23 protein-coding genes are annotated in these 21,163 nt (G+C 63.2%); 12 read left to right on the plus strand and 11 right to left on the minus strand.

All coding sequences use genetic code 11. From position 1 onward, the window contains the following. Window positions 1-20 precede the first annotated feature (20 nt). The 3 genes from XW59_RS29265 to betI form a co-directional block, all read right to left on the minus strand. Window positions 21-167, minus strand: a complete 147-nt coding sequence (locus XW59_RS29265; RefSeq protein ID WP_047143612.1) for a hypothetical protein — start codon at window positions 165-167, stop codon at window positions 21-23. Window positions 168-237: 70 nt separating this feature from the next. Beyond that, entirely contained in the window at window positions 238-1,890 is a 1,653-nt protein-coding gene (gene betA / locus XW59_RS04820; protein WP_047143613.1) for a choline dehydrogenase, read from the minus strand. Between the two features lie 99 nt (window positions 1,891-1,989). Continuing rightward, window positions 1,990-2,583, minus strand: a complete 594-nt coding sequence (betI, locus tag XW59_RS04825; protein ID WP_047143614.1) for a transcriptional regulator BetI — start codon at window positions 2,581-2,583, stop codon at window positions 1,990-1,992. Window positions 2,584-2,743: 160 nt separating this feature from the next. Here betI and XW59_RS04830 point away from each other — a divergent pair, with 160 nt between their 5' ends. Then, a complete protein-coding gene (locus XW59_RS04830) occupies window positions 2,744-3,910 on the plus strand; it encodes an acetyl-CoA acetyltransferase (RefSeq protein WP_047143896.1) in 1,167 nt (388 codons plus the stop codon). Further along, window positions 3,907-4,650, plus strand: coding sequence for an SDR family oxidoreductase (locus XW59_RS04835; RefSeq protein WP_047143615.1), 744 nt, complete (start codon window positions 3,907-3,909; stop codon window positions 4,648-4,650). Before XW59_RS04830 ends, XW59_RS04835 begins: the two co-directional genes overlap by 4 nt. Here XW59_RS04835 and XW59_RS04840 read toward each other — a convergent pair. Then, window positions 4,619-5,398 carry a DUF3750 domain-containing protein gene (locus tag XW59_RS04840; RefSeq protein ID WP_047143616.1) on the minus strand — a complete coding sequence of 260 codons (780 nt, stop codon included), beginning with the start codon at window positions 5,396-5,398 and terminating at the stop codon, window positions 4,619-4,621. The two genes, XW59_RS04835 and XW59_RS04840, sit on opposite strands and share 32 nt — an antisense overlap. A 71-nt stretch (window positions 5,399-5,469) precedes the next feature. Here XW59_RS04840 and XW59_RS04845 point away from each other — a divergent pair, with 71 nt between their 5' ends. Both XW59_RS04845 and XW59_RS04850 read left to right on the plus strand, forming a co-directional pair. Then, window positions 5,470-6,474 carry an asparaginase gene (locus XW59_RS04845; RefSeq protein WP_047143617.1) on the plus strand — a complete coding sequence of 335 codons (1,005 nt, stop codon included), beginning with the start codon at window positions 5,470-5,472 and terminating at the stop codon, window positions 6,472-6,474. Between the two features lie 90 nt (window positions 6,475-6,564). Then, window positions 6,565-7,041 (plus strand): GreA/GreB family elongation factor, encoded by a 477-nt coding sequence (locus XW59_RS04850; RefSeq protein ID WP_047143618.1) that lies wholly within the window; start codon window positions 6,565-6,567, stop codon window positions 7,039-7,041. A 123-nt stretch (window positions 7,042-7,164) separates the two neighbouring features. Here XW59_RS04850 and XW59_RS04855 read toward each other — a convergent pair whose 3' ends face one another. After that, window positions 7,165-8,589 (minus strand): methylmalonyl-CoA mutase family protein, encoded by a 1,425-nt coding sequence (locus XW59_RS04855; protein ID WP_047143619.1) that lies wholly within the window; start codon window positions 8,587-8,589, stop codon window positions 7,165-7,167. 302 nt (window positions 8,590-8,891) lie between these two features. On the opposite strand from XW59_RS04855, the gene XW59_RS04860 reads away from it, so the two are divergent. Next, entirely contained in the window at window positions 8,892-10,424 is a 1,533-nt protein-coding gene (locus XW59_RS04860) for a helicase HerA-like C-terminal domain-containing protein (protein ID WP_047143620.1), read from the plus strand. A 52-nt stretch (window positions 10,425-10,476) separates the two neighbouring features. Here XW59_RS04860 and XW59_RS04865 read toward each other — a convergent pair whose 3' ends face one another. Continuing rightward, window positions 10,477-11,220, minus strand: a complete 744-nt coding sequence (locus XW59_RS04865) for a L,D-transpeptidase (protein WP_047143621.1) — start codon at window positions 11,218-11,220, stop codon at window positions 10,477-10,479. A gap of 216 nt (window positions 11,221-11,436) precedes the next feature. Further along, the gene (locus tag XW59_RS04870; RefSeq protein ID WP_047143622.1) at window positions 11,437-12,099 is read right to left on the minus strand and encodes a haloacid dehalogenase type II; all 663 of its coding nucleotides are present in this window, start codon (window positions 12,097-12,099) and stop codon (window positions 11,437-11,439) included. Window positions 12,100-12,253: 154 nt separating this feature from the next. Here XW59_RS04870 and XW59_RS04875 point away from each other — a divergent pair, with 154 nt between their 5' ends. The 4 genes from XW59_RS04875 to XW59_RS04890 all read left to right on the plus strand — a co-directional run bounded on the left by XW59_RS04875 (window position 12,254) and on the right by XW59_RS04890 (window position 15,415). Next, complete coding sequence (locus tag XW59_RS04875) at window positions 12,254-13,132, plus strand: branched-chain amino acid aminotransferase (RefSeq protein ID WP_047143623.1); 879 nt, start codon at window positions 12,254-12,256, stop codon at window positions 13,130-13,132. A 97-nt stretch (window positions 13,133-13,229) separates the two neighbouring features. Then, window positions 13,230-13,832, plus strand: coding sequence for a superoxide dismutase (locus XW59_RS04880; protein WP_047143624.1), 603 nt, complete (start codon window positions 13,230-13,232; stop codon window positions 13,830-13,832). Window positions 13,833-14,047: 215 nt separating this feature from the next. Beyond that, window positions 14,048-14,488: a cytochrome c gene (locus XW59_RS04885; protein WP_047143625.1), complete on the plus strand. Its 441-nt coding sequence runs from the start codon at window positions 14,048-14,050 to the stop codon at window positions 14,486-14,488. A gap of 3 nt (window positions 14,489-14,491) precedes the next feature. Further along, window positions 14,492-15,415, plus strand: a complete 924-nt coding sequence (locus XW59_RS04890) for a cytochrome c (protein ID WP_047143626.1) — start codon at window positions 14,492-14,494, stop codon at window positions 15,413-15,415. A 76-nt stretch (window positions 15,416-15,491) separates the two neighbouring features. Here the strand turns inward: XW59_RS04890 and XW59_RS04895 are convergent, their stop codons facing one another. Further along, window positions 15,492-17,591, minus strand: a complete 2,100-nt coding sequence (locus tag XW59_RS04895) for a S9 family peptidase (RefSeq protein WP_047143627.1) — start codon at window positions 17,589-17,591, stop codon at window positions 15,492-15,494. A gap of 444 nt (window positions 17,592-18,035) precedes the next feature. Here XW59_RS04895 and XW59_RS04900 point away from each other — a divergent pair, with 444 nt between their 5' ends. Next, a complete protein-coding gene (locus tag XW59_RS04900) occupies window positions 18,036-18,461 on the plus strand; it encodes a MucR family transcriptional regulator (RefSeq protein ID WP_047143628.1) in 426 nt (141 codons plus the stop codon). A 68-nt stretch (window positions 18,462-18,529) separates the two neighbouring features. Here the strand turns inward: XW59_RS04900 and XW59_RS04905 are convergent, their stop codons facing one another. After that, window positions 18,530-18,808 (minus strand): hypothetical protein, encoded by a 279-nt coding sequence (locus XW59_RS04905; RefSeq protein ID WP_047143629.1) that lies wholly within the window; start codon window positions 18,806-18,808, stop codon window positions 18,530-18,532. 298 nt (window positions 18,809-19,106) lie between these two features. Here XW59_RS04905 and XW59_RS04910 point away from each other — a divergent pair, with 298 nt between their 5' ends. Continuing rightward, window positions 19,107-19,436, plus strand: coding sequence for a helix-turn-helix domain-containing protein (locus XW59_RS04910; RefSeq protein ID WP_047143630.1), 330 nt, complete (start codon window positions 19,107-19,109; stop codon window positions 19,434-19,436). Between the two features lie 8 nt (window positions 19,437-19,444). Beyond that, window positions 19,445-20,242, plus strand: a complete 798-nt coding sequence (locus XW59_RS04915; RefSeq protein WP_047143631.1) for a DUF6456 domain-containing protein — start codon at window positions 19,445-19,447, stop codon at window positions 20,240-20,242. Window positions 20,243-20,245: 3 nt separating this feature from the next. Here XW59_RS04915 and XW59_RS04920 read toward each other — a convergent pair whose 3' ends face one another. Both XW59_RS04920 and XW59_RS04925 read right to left on the minus strand, forming a co-directional pair. Continuing rightward, window positions 20,246-20,668 carry a SufE family protein gene (locus XW59_RS04920; protein ID WP_047143632.1) on the minus strand — a complete coding sequence of 141 codons (423 nt, stop codon included), beginning with the start codon at window positions 20,666-20,668 and terminating at the stop codon, window positions 20,246-20,248. Between the two features lie 111 nt (window positions 20,669-20,779). Beyond that, window positions 20,780-21,151, minus strand: a complete 372-nt coding sequence (locus XW59_RS04925; RefSeq protein WP_047143633.1) for a DUF5330 domain-containing protein — start codon at window positions 21,149-21,151, stop codon at window positions 20,780-20,782. Between the last annotated feature and the right edge of the window lie 12 nt (window positions 21,152-21,163).

A 21,163-nucleotide genomic window follows, 5' to 3' on the forward strand; every position in this document is an offset into this window, starting at 1 on the left:
GCCGTGATTGAACTCGCGCGTCAGTTCTGTTCCACCGAGATGCCGCTCTCGTCGAGCCTGATTTCGACGCCTTCCGGCTTCGATTCCTGGCGCCACACATAGGCGCCCAGCACGATCACCGCCACGAGCAGCGCGCCGATCAAGAGATAGAGCTGGTTCTGTTTCATCGACTGTCCTTTTTCAAAGCCAATTGGTCGATCTATAGCCGAATTCTCGAAGATGCGAACCGGCCACCGCTCAGCGGTCGGACTCACGCCAGCGCGGATTGATCCACGGCCGCTGGTTGGACGGCGCGAGCGGCTGCTTGCCGAGAATATGGTCGGAGGCCTTCTCGCCCACCATGATCGACGGTGCGTTGAGATTGCCGTTGGTGATGCGCGGAAAGATGGAGGAATCCGCGACGCGCAAGCCTTCCACGCCGATAACGCGGCATTCGGGGTCGACCACGCTCGTCGGATCGTCGGCGCGGCCCATGCGGCAGGTGCCGCAAGGATGATAGGCGCTTTCGGCGTGCGCGCGAATGAAGTCGTCGAGCTCCTCGTCGCTCTGCACATGTGCGCCCGGCGAAATTTCGCGCCCGCGAAATTCGTCGAAGGCGGGCTGGGAGAATATCTCGCGCGTCAGCCTGATGCAGCGCCGGAAGTCGGTCCAGTCTTCCTCGTGCGACATGTAGTTGAAGCGGATGGCTGGCCGTTCCCAAGGGTCGGGCGAGCGCAGCGTGACGGAGCCGCGCGACTTCGACCGCATCGGCCCGACATGCGCCTGGAAGCCATGCGACCTGGCGGCGGCCTTGCCGTCATAGCGGATCGCGACCGGAATGAAGTGATACTGGATGTCGGGGTAGTTGACCCCGGCGGCGGAGCGCACGAAGGCGGCCGCCTCGAAATGATTGCTGGCGCCGAGCCCCGATTTGAACAGCAGCCATTCGGCGCCGATCAGCGCCTTGGAAAAGAGGTTCAGCTTCGAATAGAGCGTGATCGGCTTGACGGACTCCTGCTGGATGTAGAGCTCCATATGGTCCTGCAGGTTCCGGCCGACGCCGGGACGGTCGGCGGCCACTTCTATGCCGTGGCTTGCAAGATGGGCGGCGGGTCCGATACCCGACAGCATCAGCAGTTTCGGCGAGTTGATCGACGAGGCGGCGACGACGACCTCACGTCGCGCCTTAACGACTTGAATCTGTTTGCGAGCTTCGATCTCCACCCCGACGGCGCGTTGATTCTCGATGATCACGCGCCGCGCGAAGCCGTTGACGAGACTCACATTTTTCCGCTTCAACGCCGGCCGCAGATAGGCATTGGCGGCCGACCAGCGCCGCCCGAGATGGATCGTCTGCTCCATCGCTCCGAAACCTTCCTGCTTGGAGCCGTTATAGTCGTCGGTCAGCTCGAAACCGGCCTGCCTGCCGGCTTCCGCGAATGCGTGATAGAGCGGGTTGGCGCGCGAGCCGCGCTGCACGTGCAGGGGCCCCGAGGTGCCACGCCATCCGGCCTCGCCGCCATGCGAATGCTCCATCCGCTTGAAATAGGGCAGCACGTCCGCAGAGGCCCAGCCGCTGGCGCCGGCCTCCGCCCAGTGGTCGAAGTCGCGAGCGTGGCCGCGCACATAGACCATGCCGTTGATGGAGGAAGAGCCGCCGATGACCTTGCCGCGCGGCGTTGCAAGTATACGGCCGCCGAGATGCGGCTCGGGCTCGCTGGAAAAGCCCCAGTCGTAGCGCGACATGTTCATGGGAAAGGAAAGCGCGGCCGGCATCTGAATGAACGGGCCGATATCCGTGCCGCCATATTCGATGACGATGACGGAATTCCTGCCATCCTCGGACAGGCGATAGGCCATCGCCGCGCCGGCCGAGCCCGAGCCAACGATGACGAAATCAGCTTCGAGCATCGTGCGCCTCACGGGAAGGTTGCTGTTTTTTCGGTTGCTTCAGGCCTGTCCGGCAGGACAGAGGGGCGTGCGAAGGGACGCGGTTTTTCCGGGTCTGGTTCATCGTTTCCGGCCCCCGCCCGCCAGCTTCGTTTCGAGATAGTCCTCGATCAGCGCGATCGCGGAGCGCCTGTCCGGGGCCCCGTCCTTCAAGGCCTGGCGGATATAGAGCCCGTCGATGAGGGCGGCCGCGCCCTCGGCCACGCGGAGGGCTTCCTCCGGCGGAAGCAGCGGCCGCAGCCCGCTCATCAGGTTCGAATGCAGTCGGTGCGCATAGACCTGTAGCAGGCGACGCATCGGCGCCGATCTCTGCGCTTCCACGTAGAAGGCGAGCCAGGCCGCGATCGTGCTTGGACGAAACTGCTCGGCGGAGAAGTTGAGCGAAACCACGGCGCTGACGCGTGAGCGCGCGTCCGGTGCCTGGCGCAGCGCCCTGACGGCGTCGGCGCCGAGTTCGCGCAATATATGGCGCATGGTGGCTTCGAGAAGGTCCTCCTTGCCGCCGAAATAATGATGCGCCAGCGCGGGCGAGACGCCGGCGCGTCCGGCAATGTCCGACATGGTGACGTCGAGCGACCCGCGCTCGCCTATGGCGAGGATGGCGGCATCGATGAGCGCTTTGCGGCGCAGTGGTTCCATTCCGATCTTGGGCATGCGGCAAGGTTATTTTTAATTGACTGATCACTCAATAAAAACTTTCGCACGCCGATGCAAAACGGCTTTACTGCGCTGCACAAAAAGTTCATTCTTGAACAATATTGAGGCGAGCGGCATGGCCGCCGTCGTGATAGAGTTGGATTCCAGGGAGAAGAAAATGACCGCATGCATCGTGGGCTGGGCCCATTCACCGTTCGGAAAGCTGACCGATGAGACGCTCGAGAGCCTGATCGTCAAGGTGACGCTGGAAGCGCTAGATCATGCGGGCATAGGCCCGGACGATGTCGACGAAATCGTGTTCGGCCATTTCAATGCCGGCTTCTCGCCCCAGGATTTCACCGCCAGCCTCGTGCTGCAGGCCGACGACCGGTTCCGCTTCAAGCCGGCGACGCGGGTAGAAAACGCCTGTGCGACCGGTTCGGCCGCCGTGCGTCAGGGCATCCGGGCGATCGAGGCGCGCGCGGCGCGCATCGTGCTCGTCGTCGGCGCGGAACAGATGACGGCAACGCCGGGTCCGGAGATACAGAAGAACCTCGTAAAGGCTTCCTACCTGCCGGAAGAGGGCGACACGCCGGCGGGTTTCGCCGGTCTCTTCGGCAAGATCGCGGCTGCCTATTTCCAGCGCCACGGCGACCAGTCCGACGCGCTCGCCTATATCGCCGCCAAGAACCACAAGAACGGTGTCGACAACCCTTACGCGCAGATGCGCAAGGATTTCGGCTTCGATTTCTGCCGTCATGAAAGCGAGAAGAATCCCTACGTCGCCGGGCCGCTGAAGCGCACCGACTGCTCGCTGGTTTCGGACGGCGCGGCCGCGATCGTGCTTGCCGACACGGAGACCGCGCTTCGCATGCGCAGGGCCGTGGCCTTCCGCGCCAACGAGCACGTGCAGGATTTCCTGCCGATGTCGAAACGCGACATCCTGCTGTTCGAAGGCTGCGAGGAGGCATGGAGCCGCGCGCTCGCCGGGGCGGGCGTTGCGCTGGACGACCTCTCCTTCGTGGAGACGCATGACTGCTTCACGATCGCCGAGCTGATCGAATATGAGGCGATGGGCCTTGCCAAGCGCGGCGAGGGCGCGCGCATCGCGCTGGAGGGGCAAACGCAGAAGGGCGGCCGGTTGCCGGTCAACCCGTCCGGAGGCCTCAAGGCGAAGGGCCACCCGATCGGCGCCACCGGCGTTTCCATGCATGCGCTGACGGCGATGCAGCTCACCGGCGAGGCTGGCGGCATCCAGGTGGAAAACGCCAAGCTCGGCGGCATCTTCAACATGGGCGGCGCCGCGGTCGCCAACTACGTCTCCATCCTCGAAAGGATCAAATGAAGCCATCGGCCGTCGTCACCGGGGGCGCTTCCGGCATCGGCCTTGCCGCTGTCGAACGCCTTCTCGACGACGGCTGGCCGGTGACGGTGATCGATACCGATATGGAGAAGCTGGCCGAGGCCGAGGATATCTTCTCGGGCGAGAACATTGCATTCATCAATGCCGACGTGACCGACGAGGAGGAAATCGCGGAAGCCTTCGACCGGGCGGTCGATGTGCTGGGGCCGCTCGGCGGTCTCGTCAATTCCGCCGGCGTCGCACGCGACATGCCGGCGGAGGAGACCACGAGCGAACTCTTTCGCGAGATGCTGGACGTCAATCTCGTCGGCTCCTTCATCACCGCCAGGGCGGCGCTGGAGCGCATGGCCGATACGCTGGCGATCGTGAACGTCGCCTCGGTGTCCGGGCTGAAAGCCAATCACGGACGTGTCGCCTACGGCGCCTCCAAGGCCGGCGTGAAGCTGATGACGGAAGCGTTGGCGCTGGAGTGGGCGGAGCACGAGGTGCGGGTGAATTGCGTCGCGCCCGGCGTCGTCGACACCCCGCTTTCCGCGCGACTGCATGGTGACGAGGATCGAAGACGGTGGATGGAGCGCGTGCCGCAGCGGCGTTACGGCACCCCAGACGAGGTGGCAGCGGCGATCGCTTTCCTGCTGTCTCCCGAGGCGAGCTATATCACCGGCCATACGCTCGTCGTCGACGGCGGCTTCATGTCGACGGGGCTGATGCGCTCGTCGTAGGCACGGACGGAAAGAGCCCGATTCGGCCGAATCCAGGTATCTTGAGCGAAGGATGGCGGACGTCTATGCCGGCGACGAGGCCGCCGAGATGGAATTCGAGTCCGCTCGCCCAACCGATCGTGAAGCCGGTCAACCCTCCGAGCGTGACGCGCAGGTCGAGCCCGTCGGGCGAGAGGCCGATGAAGCCCATGCCCGGTGCATAGTCCCGCCCGACGGCTGTCGACGGCAAGCGTCCGCCGAAGCCTGGGACGGCGTTGAGGACATAGGCGACGAAGGAGTTGGAATTCGGCCCCGGCCAGATCCGGTAGCCGCCGCGCATTGCGTAGGGATAGCTGGCGATCGCCGCATCGAACTCGGGAATCAGCCGCTCCGCGGCTTCGCCATGCACCTCGTGCACGATTTCCGGCATGTTCGAGTACCAGTAGGCATCGGCCGGATAGCCATTGCGGCGCACCGGATTTCCCCATCCGACCTTGTCATAACGCTCGTACTCGCCGGCGCCGCGACGTTTCATGACGATCCAGCTATGTGACGAAAGCGCGCCCTTCAGGCCGCCGGTTCGCGCGGAAAGGACGTAGATCGCCGCCGCCCCGTCATCGGACGCGACCGGCAGCAGGCCGCTCGAGCTCCAATTCGCCTCGCGCCAGCTTTGCGGATGCTCCTGGAGCGACCAAGCGGCGAGCGAAGCCAGCGCCGGGAGAAGGAAAACGACCGCGATGAAGATCGAGACGTGCCTGACGAACCGCATTCGGGGAAAAGCCTTTGCCTTCAAGACCGAGAACTACTAACTGCAGGCGATCTGGGATTTTTGGTGGCGCCATGGCAAATCCGATACTGGTTGAAGTGTTTCGCGGCGAGACGGTGGAGAGTGTCCATCGCGGCTCCGTTGCGGTGGTCGACGGCGACGGCAAGGTGGTCCTGGAGACGGGCGACGTCGATCGCCCGGTGTTCCCGCGCTCGGCGGTGAAGGCGATCCAGGCGCTGCCTTTCGTGGAATCGGGTGCCGCGGACGCCTATGGCTTCGAGGAGCGGCATATCGCGCTTGCCGGCGCCTCCCATTCGGGCCAGCCGGAACATGCCGAGCTTGCGCTTTCCATGCTGAAGCGGGCCGGCATGGACGAAACCGCCCTGGAATGCGGTGCGCATTGGCCCACCCGGCAGGACGCGGCGCTCGATCTTGCCCGGAAGGGCGGTCGGCCTTCTGCTCTGCACAACAATTGTTCCGGCAAGCATTCGGGCTTCGTTTGCACATGCCGCCATCTCGGCATCGACCCGACCGGCTATGTGAAGGCCGGGCATAAGTCGCAGGAATTCGTGCGCGAGGCGATGGAAGCGGTGACCGGCGCGGCCCATGCAGCCGCTGCCTGCGGCACGGACGGCTGCTCGATCCCGACCTATGCGGTGCCGCTCAGGAACCTCGCGCTCGGCTTCGCGCGCATGGCCACCGGCGCGGGGCTGGCGCCTGAAAAGGCGAAAGCCGCGAAGCGTATCCTTTCCGCCTGCATGGCCGAACCATTCTACGTGGCGGGAACCGATCGCTTCGACACGAGGCTGATGCAGGCCGCGAAAGGGCGGCTGTTCGCAAAGGTCGGGGCGGAAGGCGTCTATTGCGCCGCCATTCCCGAACTCGGTTTCGGTATTGCGTTGAAATGCGACGACGGCGCCGCGCGTGCGGCCGAGGTGATGGTGGCATCGGTGCTGGCGAGGCTGCTTCCCGCCGGCGACCCGCTGGTCGGGGAGCTCGGGGACCTGGCAAACCCGCAATTGACCAACTGGAACGGCATCAAGGTGGGAAGACTGCAGCCGGCCGCTACCGTCGATTGATCGTTGCGCCCTGCACCGGCGCGAAAGGCGTAGCCGGCTGACCGGATGACGAGGCTTGTTCTGAAGCGGAACGAGACCTAAGTTCATTGTATGAGCAGAGCCTTTACCAAGGAACAGGATGGCGACGCTTCACCCGCCGATATCGGCGAGCGGCCCGTCAGCCAGCACAGGAACCTCGTGACGCCTGAAGGCCTGGCGATGATAGACGCCCAGGTCGCGGAACTGCGCGCGCAACTGGCCATCGCCGAGGGCGAGGGCGACAGGGAGAGGATCGGACTGGTCTCGCGTGACCTGCGCTATTGGAACGCGCGGCGCGAGACGGCGGAGCTCTCCGTTCCGGACAAGGACAGCAAGGTCGTCCGTTTCGGCATGAATGTGGAGATCGTCAATGACGACGACGTCGTTCACCGCTGGAAGATCGTCGGGGAGGACGAGGCCGATGTAAGCGCCGGCAAGATCTCCCATGTCTCACCGGTGGCGCAGGCGCTTTTCGGCAGGGGCGTCGGAGAGGTCATCACCGTGAACGACAAGGACTGGGAGATCGCGGCGATCGGTACCGAGGGCTGAGCGTGAGCCGCGAGCCCGGACAGGCGCGGCAGTACATCCTTATTCGAACGAGAAAACGCGGAACGGAAAAGCGACCGACGCATGGCGCCGATCGCAATCGAACTTCGTCGGTGACCCGACTGTCTACTGCGTCAGCCCCGGGGACTCGTCCAGCCGGTGGGCCGGCAGGCTCTCGCAGAAGACGACGCCATCCTGCGGGACGCCGCGTCGCTCGGCCTTGAGCGTCGCCACCTTCGGCTCTTCCTGGAGCGGGTAGGTGGTGGTGCCGATGATCTTCTGCGCGTCCTCGGCGAGGTGCTGGGCGCGATGCGCCCGTGCCTCCAGGACACGCTTTTGCAGATGGCCCTGGGCCAGGCTGGTCAGCAGGCCGCCCTCCGATTCGATCAGCCGGAACTCCTCCCAGGCCGCTTCGCACAGCGACGCGGTCAATATGTCGAGGTCTTCCGATCCGGCGGCTGGATTGCCGAGGAAGCTCAGATGGCTCTCATTGGCCAGAACGAGCTGCGAATTTCTCGCCAGCCGCCGGGCGCGGCGCTCGGCCAAGCCATGCGGCAGCGTATGCGGAAGGACGGTTATGGTGTCGGCACCGCCCGCCGCCGCCGCGAACGCGGCCATCGACGCACGCAGGATGTTGGTTTCCGGATCGCGGACCGTCATCATGCGATAGGACGTCTCTGCATGGATCTTCGCTGGCGCCGGCGCGACGCCGCAGGCATCCTGCACCTTCGCCCACAGCCTGCGCATGCCCTGAATCTTGGCCATCGACAGGAACTGATCCTGATCGACCGAGAGTGCGAAGCCGATATGCGGCATCGCATAGATGAGCGGCTGGCGGGCTTCCTGGAACATGCGCAGATGCGACACGGCCGAGGCGAGCATGACGCCCAGCTCCTGCGCTTCGGTCGCTCCGGCATTGTGCATTACACGGCCATCGGCTTCCAGAAGAACCGCCGGAATGCCCATGGCGAAGAAGTGGGCGAGCGACTGCGGCATCGAAGCGTGAAGTGCTTCGATGGACATGCGCAGACGGCCGTTTCCGGCAAAGATCGCGGCCGGGTCTATGCCGAAGGAAAGGCTGAGCCGTGCGGGATCGACGCGCTTGCGCCGCATGATCTCGACAATCCAGTCGACCGATGCGCGACTTGCCGGATGGACGTCGATGCGCAGGTAGATCTTGTTCAGCGTGATGGCGTGAAGCGCGGCCGCAAGCGCCTCCGGCCGCGCCGGCAGGCCATAGCCGAATGCGTTCGGCGCGCCCTCGAAGACGATGGCGAGACCGGTTGCGCCATTGGCGATGTCCTCCTGGGCCTGCGCGTTGGCGCGCTTGGCGTCGGGATCATCGACCCGTTGGACAATGTTCCACCGCGCGCCGGGACGGGCGTGGAGATCGGCCAGGTTCTGCCGGTTCCGTTCGAACTGCAGGTCGGAATAGGAAGGCGAAACCGGCGTGCCGCTTCGCGCGAATGCCGACCCATGCGGTCCAAGGCCGAGCCACTCAGAACGGTCTATCGGCGGAAAACTGCACCTGCTGATGCTCGCCGCTTCCATTTAGCCTCCCGTCGTTGCCAAAAGGGTTAAGCTGCGCCCGCGAACTTAAGGGTCATAACCCCATACCGCAATGCATCATATGCGCATCACGGGACTTTTTCTCGCGTCATGTTACGGCATTGTAGCTTGGGGCACGGAATAGTCCAACGAAACTCTCGTTGGACTATTTCCTGCGGGGCTTCGCCCTAAGATTCATACCCTATCACCTGAGGATTAACGGCATTGTGACGCCCGGTAAGCCACATTATACCTTTGCAGGTCCAAATTTGCCGCGAACGCTGGACACTGGAGAGAACCCGACCATGTTGCAGGACGACAGCATCTTCCTCGGCGCGAGCCGCAAGCCCGACGACAGCTATCAGAAGCCGGAACAACTGCTCCTGAAATACGGGAACCGGCACGGGCTGGTGACGGGAGCGACGGGCACCGGCAAGACGGTCACCCTGCAGATCCTCGCCGAGGGCTTCTCCAAGGCCGGCGTTCCGGTGTTCTGCGCCGATATAAAGGGCGATCTGTCAGGCATCGCCATGAAGGGCGAGGCCCAGGATTTTCTGCTGAAGCGCGCAGAGACCATCAAGCTGGACCCCTACGAATTCTCCGAATCGCCAGTCGTCTTCTGGGATCTCTTCGGCGAGCAGGGACACCCGATTCGCGCCACGGTATCGGAAATGGGGCCGCTGCTCCTTTCACGGCTGATGAACCTGTCCGAGGCGCAGGAAGGCGTGCTCAACATCGCGTTCAGGCTCTCCGACGAGGAGGGCATGCTGCTGCTCGACATGAAGGATCTGCAGGCGATGCTCTCCAACATGGCCGAGCGGACGAGCGAGATCGGCAAGCGCTACGGCAACGTGACGCGCCAGTCGATCGGCGCGATCCAGCGTTCCCTGCTGATTCTGGAGCAGCAGGGCGGCACCTTCTTCTTCGGCGAGCCGGCGCTGAAGATCGCGGACCTGATGCGCAACTCGCGCGACGGCAGGGGCGCGATCAACGTGCTCGCGGCCGACAAGCTGATGATGAACCCGCGACTCTACGCGACCTTTCTGCTCTGGCTGATGTCGGAACTGTTCGAGGAGCTTCCGGAGGTCGGCGACCCCGAGAAGCCGAAGCTGGTCTTCTTCTTCGACGAGGCGCATCTGCTTTTCGACGGAGCGCCGAAAGCGTTGGTGGACCGCGTCGAACAGGTCGTCAGGCTGATTCGCTCCAAGGGCGTCGGTGTCTATTTCGTGACGCAGAACCCGCTGGACGTGCCCGAAACCGTTCTCGCCCAGCTTGGCAACCGCATCCAGCACGCCCTTCGAGCCTATACGCCGCGCGAGCAGAAGGCCGTGAAGACCGCTGCCGAAACCTTCAGGCCCAATCCGGATTTCGACTGTTTCAAGGCGATCACCCAGCTTGGAACCGGCGAGGCGCTGGTCTCGACCCTGGAGGAGAAGGGCATTCCGTCCATGGTGCAGCGCACGCTGGTCAGGCCGCCTGCGGGCCGGATGGGGCCGATCACGGTCGAGGAGCGCAAGAGCCTGATGGCGCAGAGCCCGGTCGCGGGGCAATACGACCAGACGATCGATCGCGAATCCGCCTACGAAATCCTGCAGAAGCGGGCGGCGGACACCGCCAAGGCGCAGCAGGAGGCGGCGCAGGCCGATGCGTCGGGGGGTGGCACAACCTGGTCGCTGCCGGATTTCGGCGGTGGCTCCAGCCGTGGAAAGGCTCCCGCGCGTCGTGGCTCGAACCGCCAGACGGTCGCCGAGGCGGCGATGAAATCGGTCGTTCGGTCGGTCGGGTCTTCGCTCGGACGCGCGCTGGTGCGCGGCATCCTCGGAAGTCTCAAGAGATAGGAAAGATGGAAATGGCCCGCGCGCGTTTTGCCACGCGGGCCGATTTTCAGCCTCAGGACGTGGCCAGGCCGGAGGTCACGACAATCGGCGATTTCTCGGGAACGCGCTCGTAAAGGTCGATGACGTCCTGGTTTATCAGGCGCACGCAGCCGGAGGAGACCGACTTGCCGATCGACCACCATTCCGGCGAGCCGTGGAGCCGGTAAAGTGTATCCTTGCCGTCCTGGTAGATGTAGAGCGCGCGGGCACCGAGCGGATTGCCGATGCCCGCCGGCATGCCGCCGTTCCAGGTGTTGGTCGCGCGGTCGTAGATGGCGCGGTATTTTTCGAGCTCGCGCTGGCGCGCGATCATCTCCTCCGGCGGAAACCAGCGCGGCCAGTGCTGCTTCCACTCGACTTCCGCGCGTCCCGACCATTCGAAGCCGGCGCGGCCGAGACCGACGCCATAGCGGACGGCCTGCCTGTTGGGGAGGACGACATAGAGAAAATGATTGCCGGTATCGACCACGACCGTACCCGGCGCCTCCCCCGTCGGATCGCTGACGACCTGGCGCAGATAACGGGGATCGATCTTGCTGAAGGGAACCGCCGGGATCGAATGTCCACCATCCTCGACCGAGGCGTACATGAGTTCGGGAGTGTCGAAAGTCGGGGTGGGCGTGATGGTCGGCCAAGCGACGGGATAGTCGCGGCGCGGCGGCGGTGGCGTCGACGACCTCGTCGTCGTGCAGCCGGCCAGAGCGGCCGAAGCCAGCGAGACCGAAGCTGCCGTCAGCAGAGACCGTCGTGAAATCATCGTATTGCGGGAGGCGGACACGGATGCTCCATCAAGCAAATTTGTTGAATTAGGATTGCAAGATCTGGCGCGCTGTTTTGCAACGGACGAACCCATCTTTTTCAGTAATGCGAATAAACGATCTAACTTGCGTCAAACATGGAGATTACGTGGCAAATATGTGACGGCGCTGCGACTGTTGTTCTTTTGCCACAGACGCCGCAAGTGAAATTTCCGTTATTGGCCAACGAGAAGGCCGTCGAGACTGGGCAGGATGAGGCCGGGAGCATGATCGAAATATTCGTCCGGCTGGCCGGTGCGATTGATCCAGACGGTGCGGAAACCGAATTTGGCCGCGCCCGCGATGTCCCAGCGATTCGAGGACTGGAACGAGATCGCATCGGGGTAGAGCCGCCAGGCGAGGGTGACGATGTCGTAGACCGCCGGATCGGTCTTGAAACGGGCGATGGCGTCGACGGAGAAGACCTCGTCGATGACGTTGTCGAGAGCTGCCGACCGCACGGCCGCCTCGAGCATCTGCGGCGAGCCGTTGGACAGGATGGCAAGGCGGGCGCCGTGTGTCTTCAGCGCCTTCAGGACGGCGGGCACCTCCGGGTAGCAGTCGAGATGCCAGTACGCGTCCAGCAGCCTGGCGCGCAGCGCGGGGTCGGCGGATGGAACTTTCTTCAAGGCATAATCGAGTGCTTCCTCGGTGAGCTGCCAGAAATCGCGGTAGCTGCCCATGAGCGTGCGGATCCACGAATATTCGAGCTGCTTCGCGCGCCAAATCTCGGAGAGGAGCTGGCCGTCCGGACCGATTTCGCTTGCATGCCTACGAACCGCCGCGTGGACGTCGAACAGCGTCCCGTAGGCGTCGAAGACATAGGCAGGATGGTTCATCGAATGCGTAACCTTTCAACGCGACTTGACCGCAGTCGTGGTTTACGGTCAAGCACAGGAACGGACTGGACCGAAGGAAAGGGCGGCTGTGTCGGTTGACGCCCAATGCCAAAGCTCTTTCGATGAGGCCGAAACAAGAAGTGGAGCTTCAGCGATGGCCATGACATCGGCGGCGGATTCGACAACCTGGACCTATGTGGATGGTGATTGGCATGAGGGCAACGTCGCCATCGTAGGCCCGCGCAGCCATGTCATGTGGCTGGGATCGAGCGTCTTCGACGGGGCTCGCTGGTTCGAGGGCGTCGCGCCGGATCTCGAGGGCCATGCGGCGCGGGTCAACGCTTCCGCCGTCGCGCTGGGCCTCAAGCCGACGATGACGGTGGAGGAGATCGTCGGCCTCACATGGGAAGGCCTGAAGAAATTCGACGGCGAGACGGCGGTCTATATCCGACCGATGTATTGGGCCGAGCAGGGCGGTTACATGGGCGTGCCGGCCGATCCGGAATCGACGCGCTTCTGCCTCTGCCTCTACGAGGCTGAGATGATCGCACCGTCGGGCTTCTCGGTCACGGTCTCGCCCTTCCGCCGCCCGACATTCGAGACGATGCCGACCAACGCGAAGGCGGGCTGCCTCTATCCCAACAACGGCCGCGCCATATTAGAGGCGAAGAAGCGCGGCTTCGACAATGCGCTGGTGCTGGACATGCTCGGCAACGTCGCCGAGACCGGCAGCTCCAACATCTTCATGGTCAAGGACGGCCACGTCTTCACACCGGCGCCGAACGGCACCTTCCTTTCCGGGATAACGCGCTCGCGGACCATGTCGCTTCTGGCGGATTACGGCTTCAAGACGACCCAGAAGACGCTGACCGTGGGCGATTTCCTGGAGGCGGATGAAATCTTCTCCACCGGCAACCATTCCAAGGTGGTTCCCATCACGCGCATCGAGGATCGGGACCTTCAACCAGGACCTGTAGCCAAGAAGGCGCGGGAACTCTATTGGGAGTGGGCACATTCGACTCGCGCCGGCTGACGCGGAAACAATCTCGGTTACGGGAGTTGTGGCCGCGGCTTCGGCGCCTATGTAGTTAAGTGCCGTACCAATCATTTTTATCGAGGGAGAATTACCCATGGCTTTTGAACTGCCGGAACTGCCTTACGACTACGAGGCGCTGCAGCCCTATATGTCCAAGGAGACGCTTGAGTACCATCACGACAAGCATCACAAGGCATATGTCGACAACGGCAACAAGCTGGCAGCCGAGGCAGGCATGGACGGCCTTTCTCTCGAGGAGGTCGTCAAGCAGTCCTTCGGCAAGAATCCGGGCCTCTTCAACAACGCCGCCCAGCACTACAACCACGTCCATTTCTGGAAATGGATGAAGAAGGATGGCGGCGGCAACAAGCTGCCGGGCGCGCTCCAGAAGGCGGTCGACAGCGATCTCGGCGGATACGACAAGTTCCGCGCCGACTTCATCAATGCCGGCACCACCCAGTTCGGCTCCGGCTGGGCCTGGCTCGGCGTCAAGAACGGCAAGCTCGAGATCAGCAAGACCCCGAACGGCGAGAACCCGCTCGTGCACGGCGGCACGCCGATCCTCGGCGTCGACGTCTGGGAGCATTCCTACTACATCGACTACCGCAACGCGCGGCCGAAATATCTCGAGGCCTTCGTCGATAACCTTATCAACTGGGACTACGTGCTCGAACTCTACGAGAAGGCGAGCAAGTAATCCCGCCCAGGGATATCGAACCGGCGCTTGCTCCTTTCGTCGGTTCCGGGAAAGGCTCCGCCTCGCGGCGGGGCCTTTTCATGTGTCGTTCCTTGCAATGTTGCGTGAATCACGCAAGCGTGACGGCGTGGACACCAGTTTTGACTTCCGTGGACGTTCGATTTAGCCAAGATCGGAACGTTCAAGCCAGCTTTCGGCCAGCCTCGGAGACAGTGATGAAAGTTCTTGCCTATACGCTCCCCTTGCTCGCGGTGATGATGACCGGCGCGGTTGCCGACCCCCTCGCGGAGCGCCAGGAACTGATGAAGGAGCGTGGTCCGCTGATGCGAGTGCTCGCGCCGATCGCGCAGGGGCAGCAGCCCTTCGATGCGGCGGTGGTGATGGACGCATTGCAGAAGATGAACGACAACGCCCAGAAGACCACCGACGTCGAGGCGCTGTGGCCCGACGGCACCGAGGGCGGCGACACCAAGTCGGCGCCCAAGATCTGGGAAGACAAGGCGGGCTTCAAGGCGGCTTCCGACAAGTTCGCCGCCGATGCGGCGGCAGCGGTGGCCGCCAGTCCGCAGGACCTCCAGTCGTTCCAGGCCGTCTTCGGCCCGATGTCGCAGAACTGCGGCACCTGCCACGAGACCTTCCGGCTCCGTTCAAGCTGACGCATGCCTAAAAGGCGAAAGATCGCACTTGCCGTGCTCGCCCTCATCGCGGCGGGCGGCATAGCCGGATGGTTCATCACCTCTCCGCAGCGCGTTGACGCGCAAACCATCGCCACCTTGCCTGAGGGCGATGCGGCCCGCGGGGAAGGCGTCTTCTGGGCGGGCGGGTGCGCCTCCTGCCATGCGGCGAGCGGTGCCCAGGGCGAGGCCCGCCTGGAGCTTGGCGGCGGCGTGCAACTCAAGACCGAGTTCGGCAGCTTCGTGGCGCCCAACATCTCGCAGCATCCGCAGGACGGGATCGGAAACTGGCCGCTGGAAGACTTCGCCAATGCGATGCTTCGCGGCGTCTCGCCCTCGGGCGAACATTACTATCCGGCTTTTCCCTACACCTCCTATGCCCGCATGACGCCGGGAGACGTGGCGGACCTCTATGCCTTCATGAAGACCTTGCCTTCGGTGGAGGGCCGCGCGCCGGGACACGATCTTTCCTTCCCGTTCACAATGCGCCGCGGGATAGGGCTCTGGAAGCTCCTCTATCTCGACGAGCGGCCGGCGGTCGCGCTCGATGCGCCGTCCGATCTGGTCAAGCGCGGACAATATCTCGTCGAAGGACCGGGCCATTGCGGCGAGTGCCACACGCCGCGAAGCGCGTTCGGCGGCCTGGAAAACGCAGAGTGGCTTTCCGGCGCGGTGGCCGCCGAGGGCACCGGCAACGTGCCGAACATCACCACCGGCGAGGGCGGTCTCGGCGACTGGAGCGATATGGATCTGACCAATTTCCTCGAAACCGGCTTCACGCCGGACTTCGATTCGGCGGGCGGCAGCATGGCTTCCGTCGTCAGGAACATCGCCGAGCTTTCGGCGGACGACCGTGAAGCCATCGCGGCCTATCTCAAAGCCGTGCCGCCGCTTTCCAACGGATATTAGGCCCCATCGGCATTCGTGCCGTGAATGTCGATGGGATCCTGGATCGCTGCCGCCTTCGGACAGAAGCGTTTCGGGCTCAAGCCTTGCCCGTCACCTTGAGCGCGAAAGCGTAGGAGAAGGCGATCTCCTCCAGCCGCGAGAAGCGGCCCGACGCGCCGGCATGCCCCGCCTCCATGTTGATCTTGAAGAGGACCGGGTTGTCGCCGGTCTTCAGCTCACGCAGCCTGGCCACCCATTTCGCGGGCTCCCAATAGGTGACGCGCGGATCGGTGAGGCCGGCGACCGCGAGGATAGGCGGATAGTCCTGCGCGGTGACGTTGTCGTAGGGCGAATAGGCCGCGATCGTCAGATAATCTTCCTTCGACACGATGGGATTGCCCCATTCCGGCCATTCGGGCGGCGTCAGCGGCAAGGTCTCGTCGAGCATCGTCGCAAGCACGTCCACGAACGGCACCTCGGCGATGATGCCGCCGAAGTCGCCCGGCGCCATGTTGGCGACCGCACCCATGAGCATCCCGCCGGCCGATCCGCCCTGCGCTACGATTCGGTCGTGGCTCGTGAAGCTTTCGGCGACCAGATGGTGGGCGACGGCGAGGAAATCGGTGAAGGTGTTCTGCTTTTTCGCCTTCTTGCCGTCCTCGTACCAGGCATAGCCCTTGTCCTTGCCGCCGCGAATATGGGCGAGGGCGTAGACGAAGCCGCGGTCCGCCAGCGAAAGGCAGTTGGTGTTGAACGAGGCGGGGATGGTGATCCCGTAGGAGCCGTAGCCGTAAAGCAGGCACGGAGCCGACCCGTCGAGCGGGGTGTCCTTGCGGTAGAGGAGCGAGACCGGGACGAGCTCGCCGTCGGGGGCAGGAGCCATCAGTCGCCTGGTGACGTAGTTTTCCGGATCGTGGCCGGAGGGGACTTCCTGTGTCTTCAATAGGATGCGCTCGCGAGTGCGCATATCGTAGTCGAAGACCTGGCCCGGCGTCGTCATCGACGAATAGGAAAAGCGGATGACGTCGGTGTCGTATTCGAGCGAGCCCGAAAGGCCGAGCGAATAGGCTTCCTCCTCGAAGGCGACGACGTGCTCCTCGCCGCTGCTGCGGTCGCGCACGACGATGCGGGGCAGGCCGTCGAGCCGCTCGAGGCGGACGAGGAAGCCGCTGAACGCCATGACCGACAGAATGAGCCTGCCGGGTTGGTGAGGCACCAGTTCCTGCCAATTCTCCTCGCGCGGGTCGGCGACGGGCGCGGTCATGATGCGGAAATCCTTCGCGCCGCCGGAATTGGTGAGAATGAAGAAGACGTCGCCGCCTTCCTCCAGATCATACTGGATGCCGACTTCGCGCGCCTTGACCAGCTTCGGCTCGGCATGGGGATCGTTCGCGGGCAGGAGCATGTATTCGGAGGTCTCATGATCGCTGATCGAGATCATGATCCAGTCGTTCGTCCTGGTGCCGCCGACATTCATGAAGAAGCCGGGATCGGTTTCCTCGTAGATGAGCCGGTCTTCTTCCGTTGGAGAGCCGATCTCGTGGTGGAAGATGCGCGACGGCCTGTGGTTCTCATCGAGGCGGGTATAGAAGAAGCCTTCGTTGGACGCGTCCCAGACGCCGCCGCCGCCGGTATCGGCGATGAGATCGGCGGTGTCGCCGGAACTCGCGATGTCGCGAACCTTGAGCGTGTAGAATTCCGATCCCTTGTCGTCGAAGCCCCATATCAGGCGCTTGTGATCACTGGAGTGGTCTATGTCGGCGAGCCGGAAGTAAGCCTTGCCCTCCGCTTCCTTGTCACCGTCGAGCAGCATTTCCTCGCGGCCGCCCTCGCGCGGGACACGGAAGAAGCGGGGTTGCTCTCCACCCTTGCGGAAGGAGGAGCCGTAGGCGTAGGGGCCGTCCTTCATGGGGACGCTGGAATCGTCCTCCTTGATGCGCCCCTTCATCTCGGCGAACAGAACCTTCCGCAATTCTTGCGTATCCTGCATCAGCTCCGTCTGATATGTGTTTTCCGCCTCCAGATGCTGCCGGATGGCCGGATCGAGCGAGGACGAATCCTTGAACATCTCCTGCCAGTTTTTAGCGCGCAGCCAGGCATAGTCGTCCTTGCGGGTGATCCCGTGCCGGGTGTCGCTGTGAGGACGGCGCTCGGCTGTCGGCGCCGGGCGGGCTGGAAAGATATGTTTCGGTGTCATGCGGGCAGCCTGTCGAAAATGTTGTTCATCGGATAGCGAGATGCCGAAAGGCGATTCCAACTACCCGATGCCATGGTGTAGAGGCATTGGCAAATCCCGATCGGGCGGATACAGAACTTCGGCCGAAGGCGCCGTGCGACGATATGCTCTAGGCATAAGCAGGTGACAGCGGACGCGTAACCGTTACGAGAACATAATGTCGCCGCGTTTCACGTTGAATACACGTCGCCGCGAATAGCCGTAAGATAGAGAAGAACTGCGTTAAATATTCACGTCGTGCTTCTTTGAAATAGAAATAATGATTTGACTTGTTTTACTGCAAGGTCCATTTATGGAAAGCCTAACGTGAATCGCAAGACGCGGTACAATGCGCGGCGGCGTTAGGGCGCTGGATACCAAGCCAGATCAACCAAATTTGACAGTTAATGTTTGGGGCCACACGACATGGACATCACCGATAATCCTGTAAGAAATGACGATACGCTAATTGAGCTGACTGCGGATGTTGTCGCTGCCTATGTCAGCAACAATCCGGTTCCGGTCGGCGAGCTGCCCAATCTTATCGCCGATGTCCATGCGGCTCTCGGTCGTGTGGGTGGCGTCGCGGAGCAGGCCCCCGTCGACAAGCAGAAGCCTGCGGTCAACCCGAAGAAGTCGGTGCATGACGACTACATCATCTGCCTCGAGGACGGAAAGAAGTTCAAGTCGCTCAAGCGCCACCTGATGACCCACTACAATCTGACGCCGGATCAATACCGCGAGAAGTGGGGCCTGGACGCGAACTATCCGATGGTGGCGCCGAATTATGCCGCCGCCCGCTCGCAGCTTGCGAAGAAGATGGGCCTCGGCCGCAAGCGCAAGGGCAGATAAGCTCCCGAATTCTACTGTGCGTATAGAATTGCGGCGCCTCGGGCGCCGCTTTCTTTTTGGGCGGAAGCTCAGTCGAGCGTGGCACGCAGGTGGTCGCGGGCTTGCTTCAAGGCTATGTGACGGTTGAGATCGTAGGTCCAGTGCCGTCTTGCGCCCCTCAGGCGCTCGCGTTCCAGAAGACGCTCTATCCTCAGCACGATTCGGCCGCGCTCGGCGGCCGGCGCCTCCAGCGCTTGCGAAATCTCGATCCCCGCCGACAGGAACAGCGCGGCCATCTGCCTCGCGCTCGACTGCTCGTTCTCGCGGCGTTTCCGGAACTCGGCAATTTCCTCATGAAGCTCGGACATTCGACTTTCCCGCAGATTGATTTCCCGGGATCATCGGCCGCCTGCGGCGGATGGGGACAAAAGGCTGACGCATGCGCTGCGTAAAAAAATAAAATTCCAACGAAAACAATCGGATGTGCCCAGGTCGAACGGATATTTGTACTCTGTTTGTTCACGTTCGGCGACGGGTCGGATATAAGAACTTATTCCTAGACCAAATGGGGTAAGTGTCTTGCCAGCAACCATTCCCAAAGATGAAGCTCCCCCGCCGCAAGGTCGCGACGGCAGGCGCTCCCGCCGGCCGGAACCGTTTGCGGGAATGGCCGGCGACGAACGCAAAATGGCCGTTTGCGAGGCGGTGATCGATCTTTCGGCGGCGCTGTTCAACGTTTCCGGGCGAGAATTGCGCCTGCCGGGACGTTCCCCTCTCGGCGTCGCGCGCGTCCGGCAGATCGCCATGTATATCTGCCACGTCGTGCTCGGCCTGACGATGGGAGATATCGGACGCGGCTTCAATCGCGACCGGACGACGGTGCTGCATGCCTGCCATCTGATCGAGGATCTGCGCGACGACGAGGATTTCGACCGCATCGTCGTCATGGCCGAGCGGGTGACGAAGGCCGCATTCGGCGTTGCTTCGGGAGATTAATCGTCATAATGCAAAACAAAGCCATAATCCGCGCCTTGCGGTTCCTGTCCATGGGGCCGGCGAGGGTCGGCGAGGCGGGCCTGCCCGGCCGGCTGCTGCTCGATGCCGGTGATCGCGGCTCGATTTCCCTGGACACCGAGACGCTCGATGAAATGTGCGGCCGTGAACTCGTCGAGGTCCGGGCATCGCAGATAGAGCGGACCGAGATCGGCGCCGGCCTGCTCAAGCGGGTGCTGACCGGCAAGGAGGCCTTTCAGGCCCAGCACCGCGAACTCGGCGAGCGCCTCATCGAACGGGATGCGGTTTGGGAGAAGGTGACGGTGAACGACACCGAATCGCCGTTGGCGTTGCTGGCGCGCCGGCGCGACCGGGACGGGCGGAAGTTCCTGTCGGCGAGGGAGTTCATGGCGGGTGAGAGGCTGCGCTCCGACTATACGCGCGGGCAGTTGATGCCGCGCATGGGCGCAAACTGGCAGGCGACGGTTTCCTCCGGCCCACGAGGAGGCAACGACAACGGCATCGCCGAACTGACGGATGCGGCGTTGGCCGCGCGCCAGCGGGTAAACTGCGCGCTGGAAGCCGTGGGGCCGGAGCTTTCAGGTGTCCTGGTCGACATCTGCTGTTTTCTGAAAGGGCTGGAAACGGTGGAGAGCGAGCGCGGATGGCCCGTGCGTTCGGCGAAGATCGTCCTCAAATCGGCGCTCGGCGCCCTTGCGCGCCACTATGAGCCGGCGGGCGGCGAAAGGCAGCGTCCGCATGCGATCCTGCATTGGGGCGCAGAGAACTATCGCCCGACGCTCGTGTAGACATCAGGCAGGTGCGAGCGCGGCCTCGGCGGTCTGGCGGATGCGCCGAATCATGGAGCGCAGGCCGTTGGCGCGCTGTGGCGTCAGGTGCTCATCCAATCCTAGCGAGCGCAGCAGGGATTCGGCGTCGGTGGCGAGGATTTCGCTCGCCTTCCTGCCGGAAAAGAGCGCAAGCAGGATTGCCACGAGGCCGCGGACGATGTGGGCATCGGAATCACCGACGAAGATCAGAACGGGATCGGGGCCGTCGGATCTGGCGGTGTCCAGCCAGACCTGGCTGACGCAGCCGGGAACCTTGTGGGCATCGTCGCGCGCGGCTTCCGGGAACGGCGGCAGGTCGTTTCCCAGTTCGATCACGTAGCGATAGCGGTCTTCCCAGTCGTCCAGGAAGGCGAAATCGTCCTTGATGTCGTCGATCGAAGTCATGACCAGGATATAGTGTGGCGGCCGGCCAGCGTCACTAAAAAAGTGGCGGCAAAACGGGAAGTTCCCCGCCTCGCCGCCGAGGCCAGTTCGGACCTTGGTTCGGTTGCGATATCAGTCGTGCGCCGCGTTCGGCGCGGGTACTTCCGCCTTCGGCTCCTCAACGGCCACGGTACCGGTCTTGATGGATTCATCGAGCTGCGCCGGCGCGTCGGTCTTGCTGAAATGCTCGTCGAGAACGTCATAGGCGATGCGCGCGCTTTCCCTGGCGCGGATGCCGATCGTCTCCAGCGCCGACCTTCCGACGTCGCAGACTTCCGGCTTTCGCTCGCAAATGCCGGCAACGTCGCCGACGGCTTCGCGGGCGGCGAAGAAGGCCTCGATCGGGCCTACCGTCGTGCCGTCCTCACCGTTGGAGGCGCCGCCGAAAGGTATGATGAGAAGCACCAGCGACAGCCAGAAAACTGAGCGGATAATGAACCCCATTTTGCAACCCTC

This window comes from Aquamicrobium sp. LC103 (genome assembly GCF_001014615.2).
Taxonomy (GTDB): Bacteria; Pseudomonadota; Alphaproteobacteria; order Rhizobiales; family Rhizobiaceae; genus LBCQ02.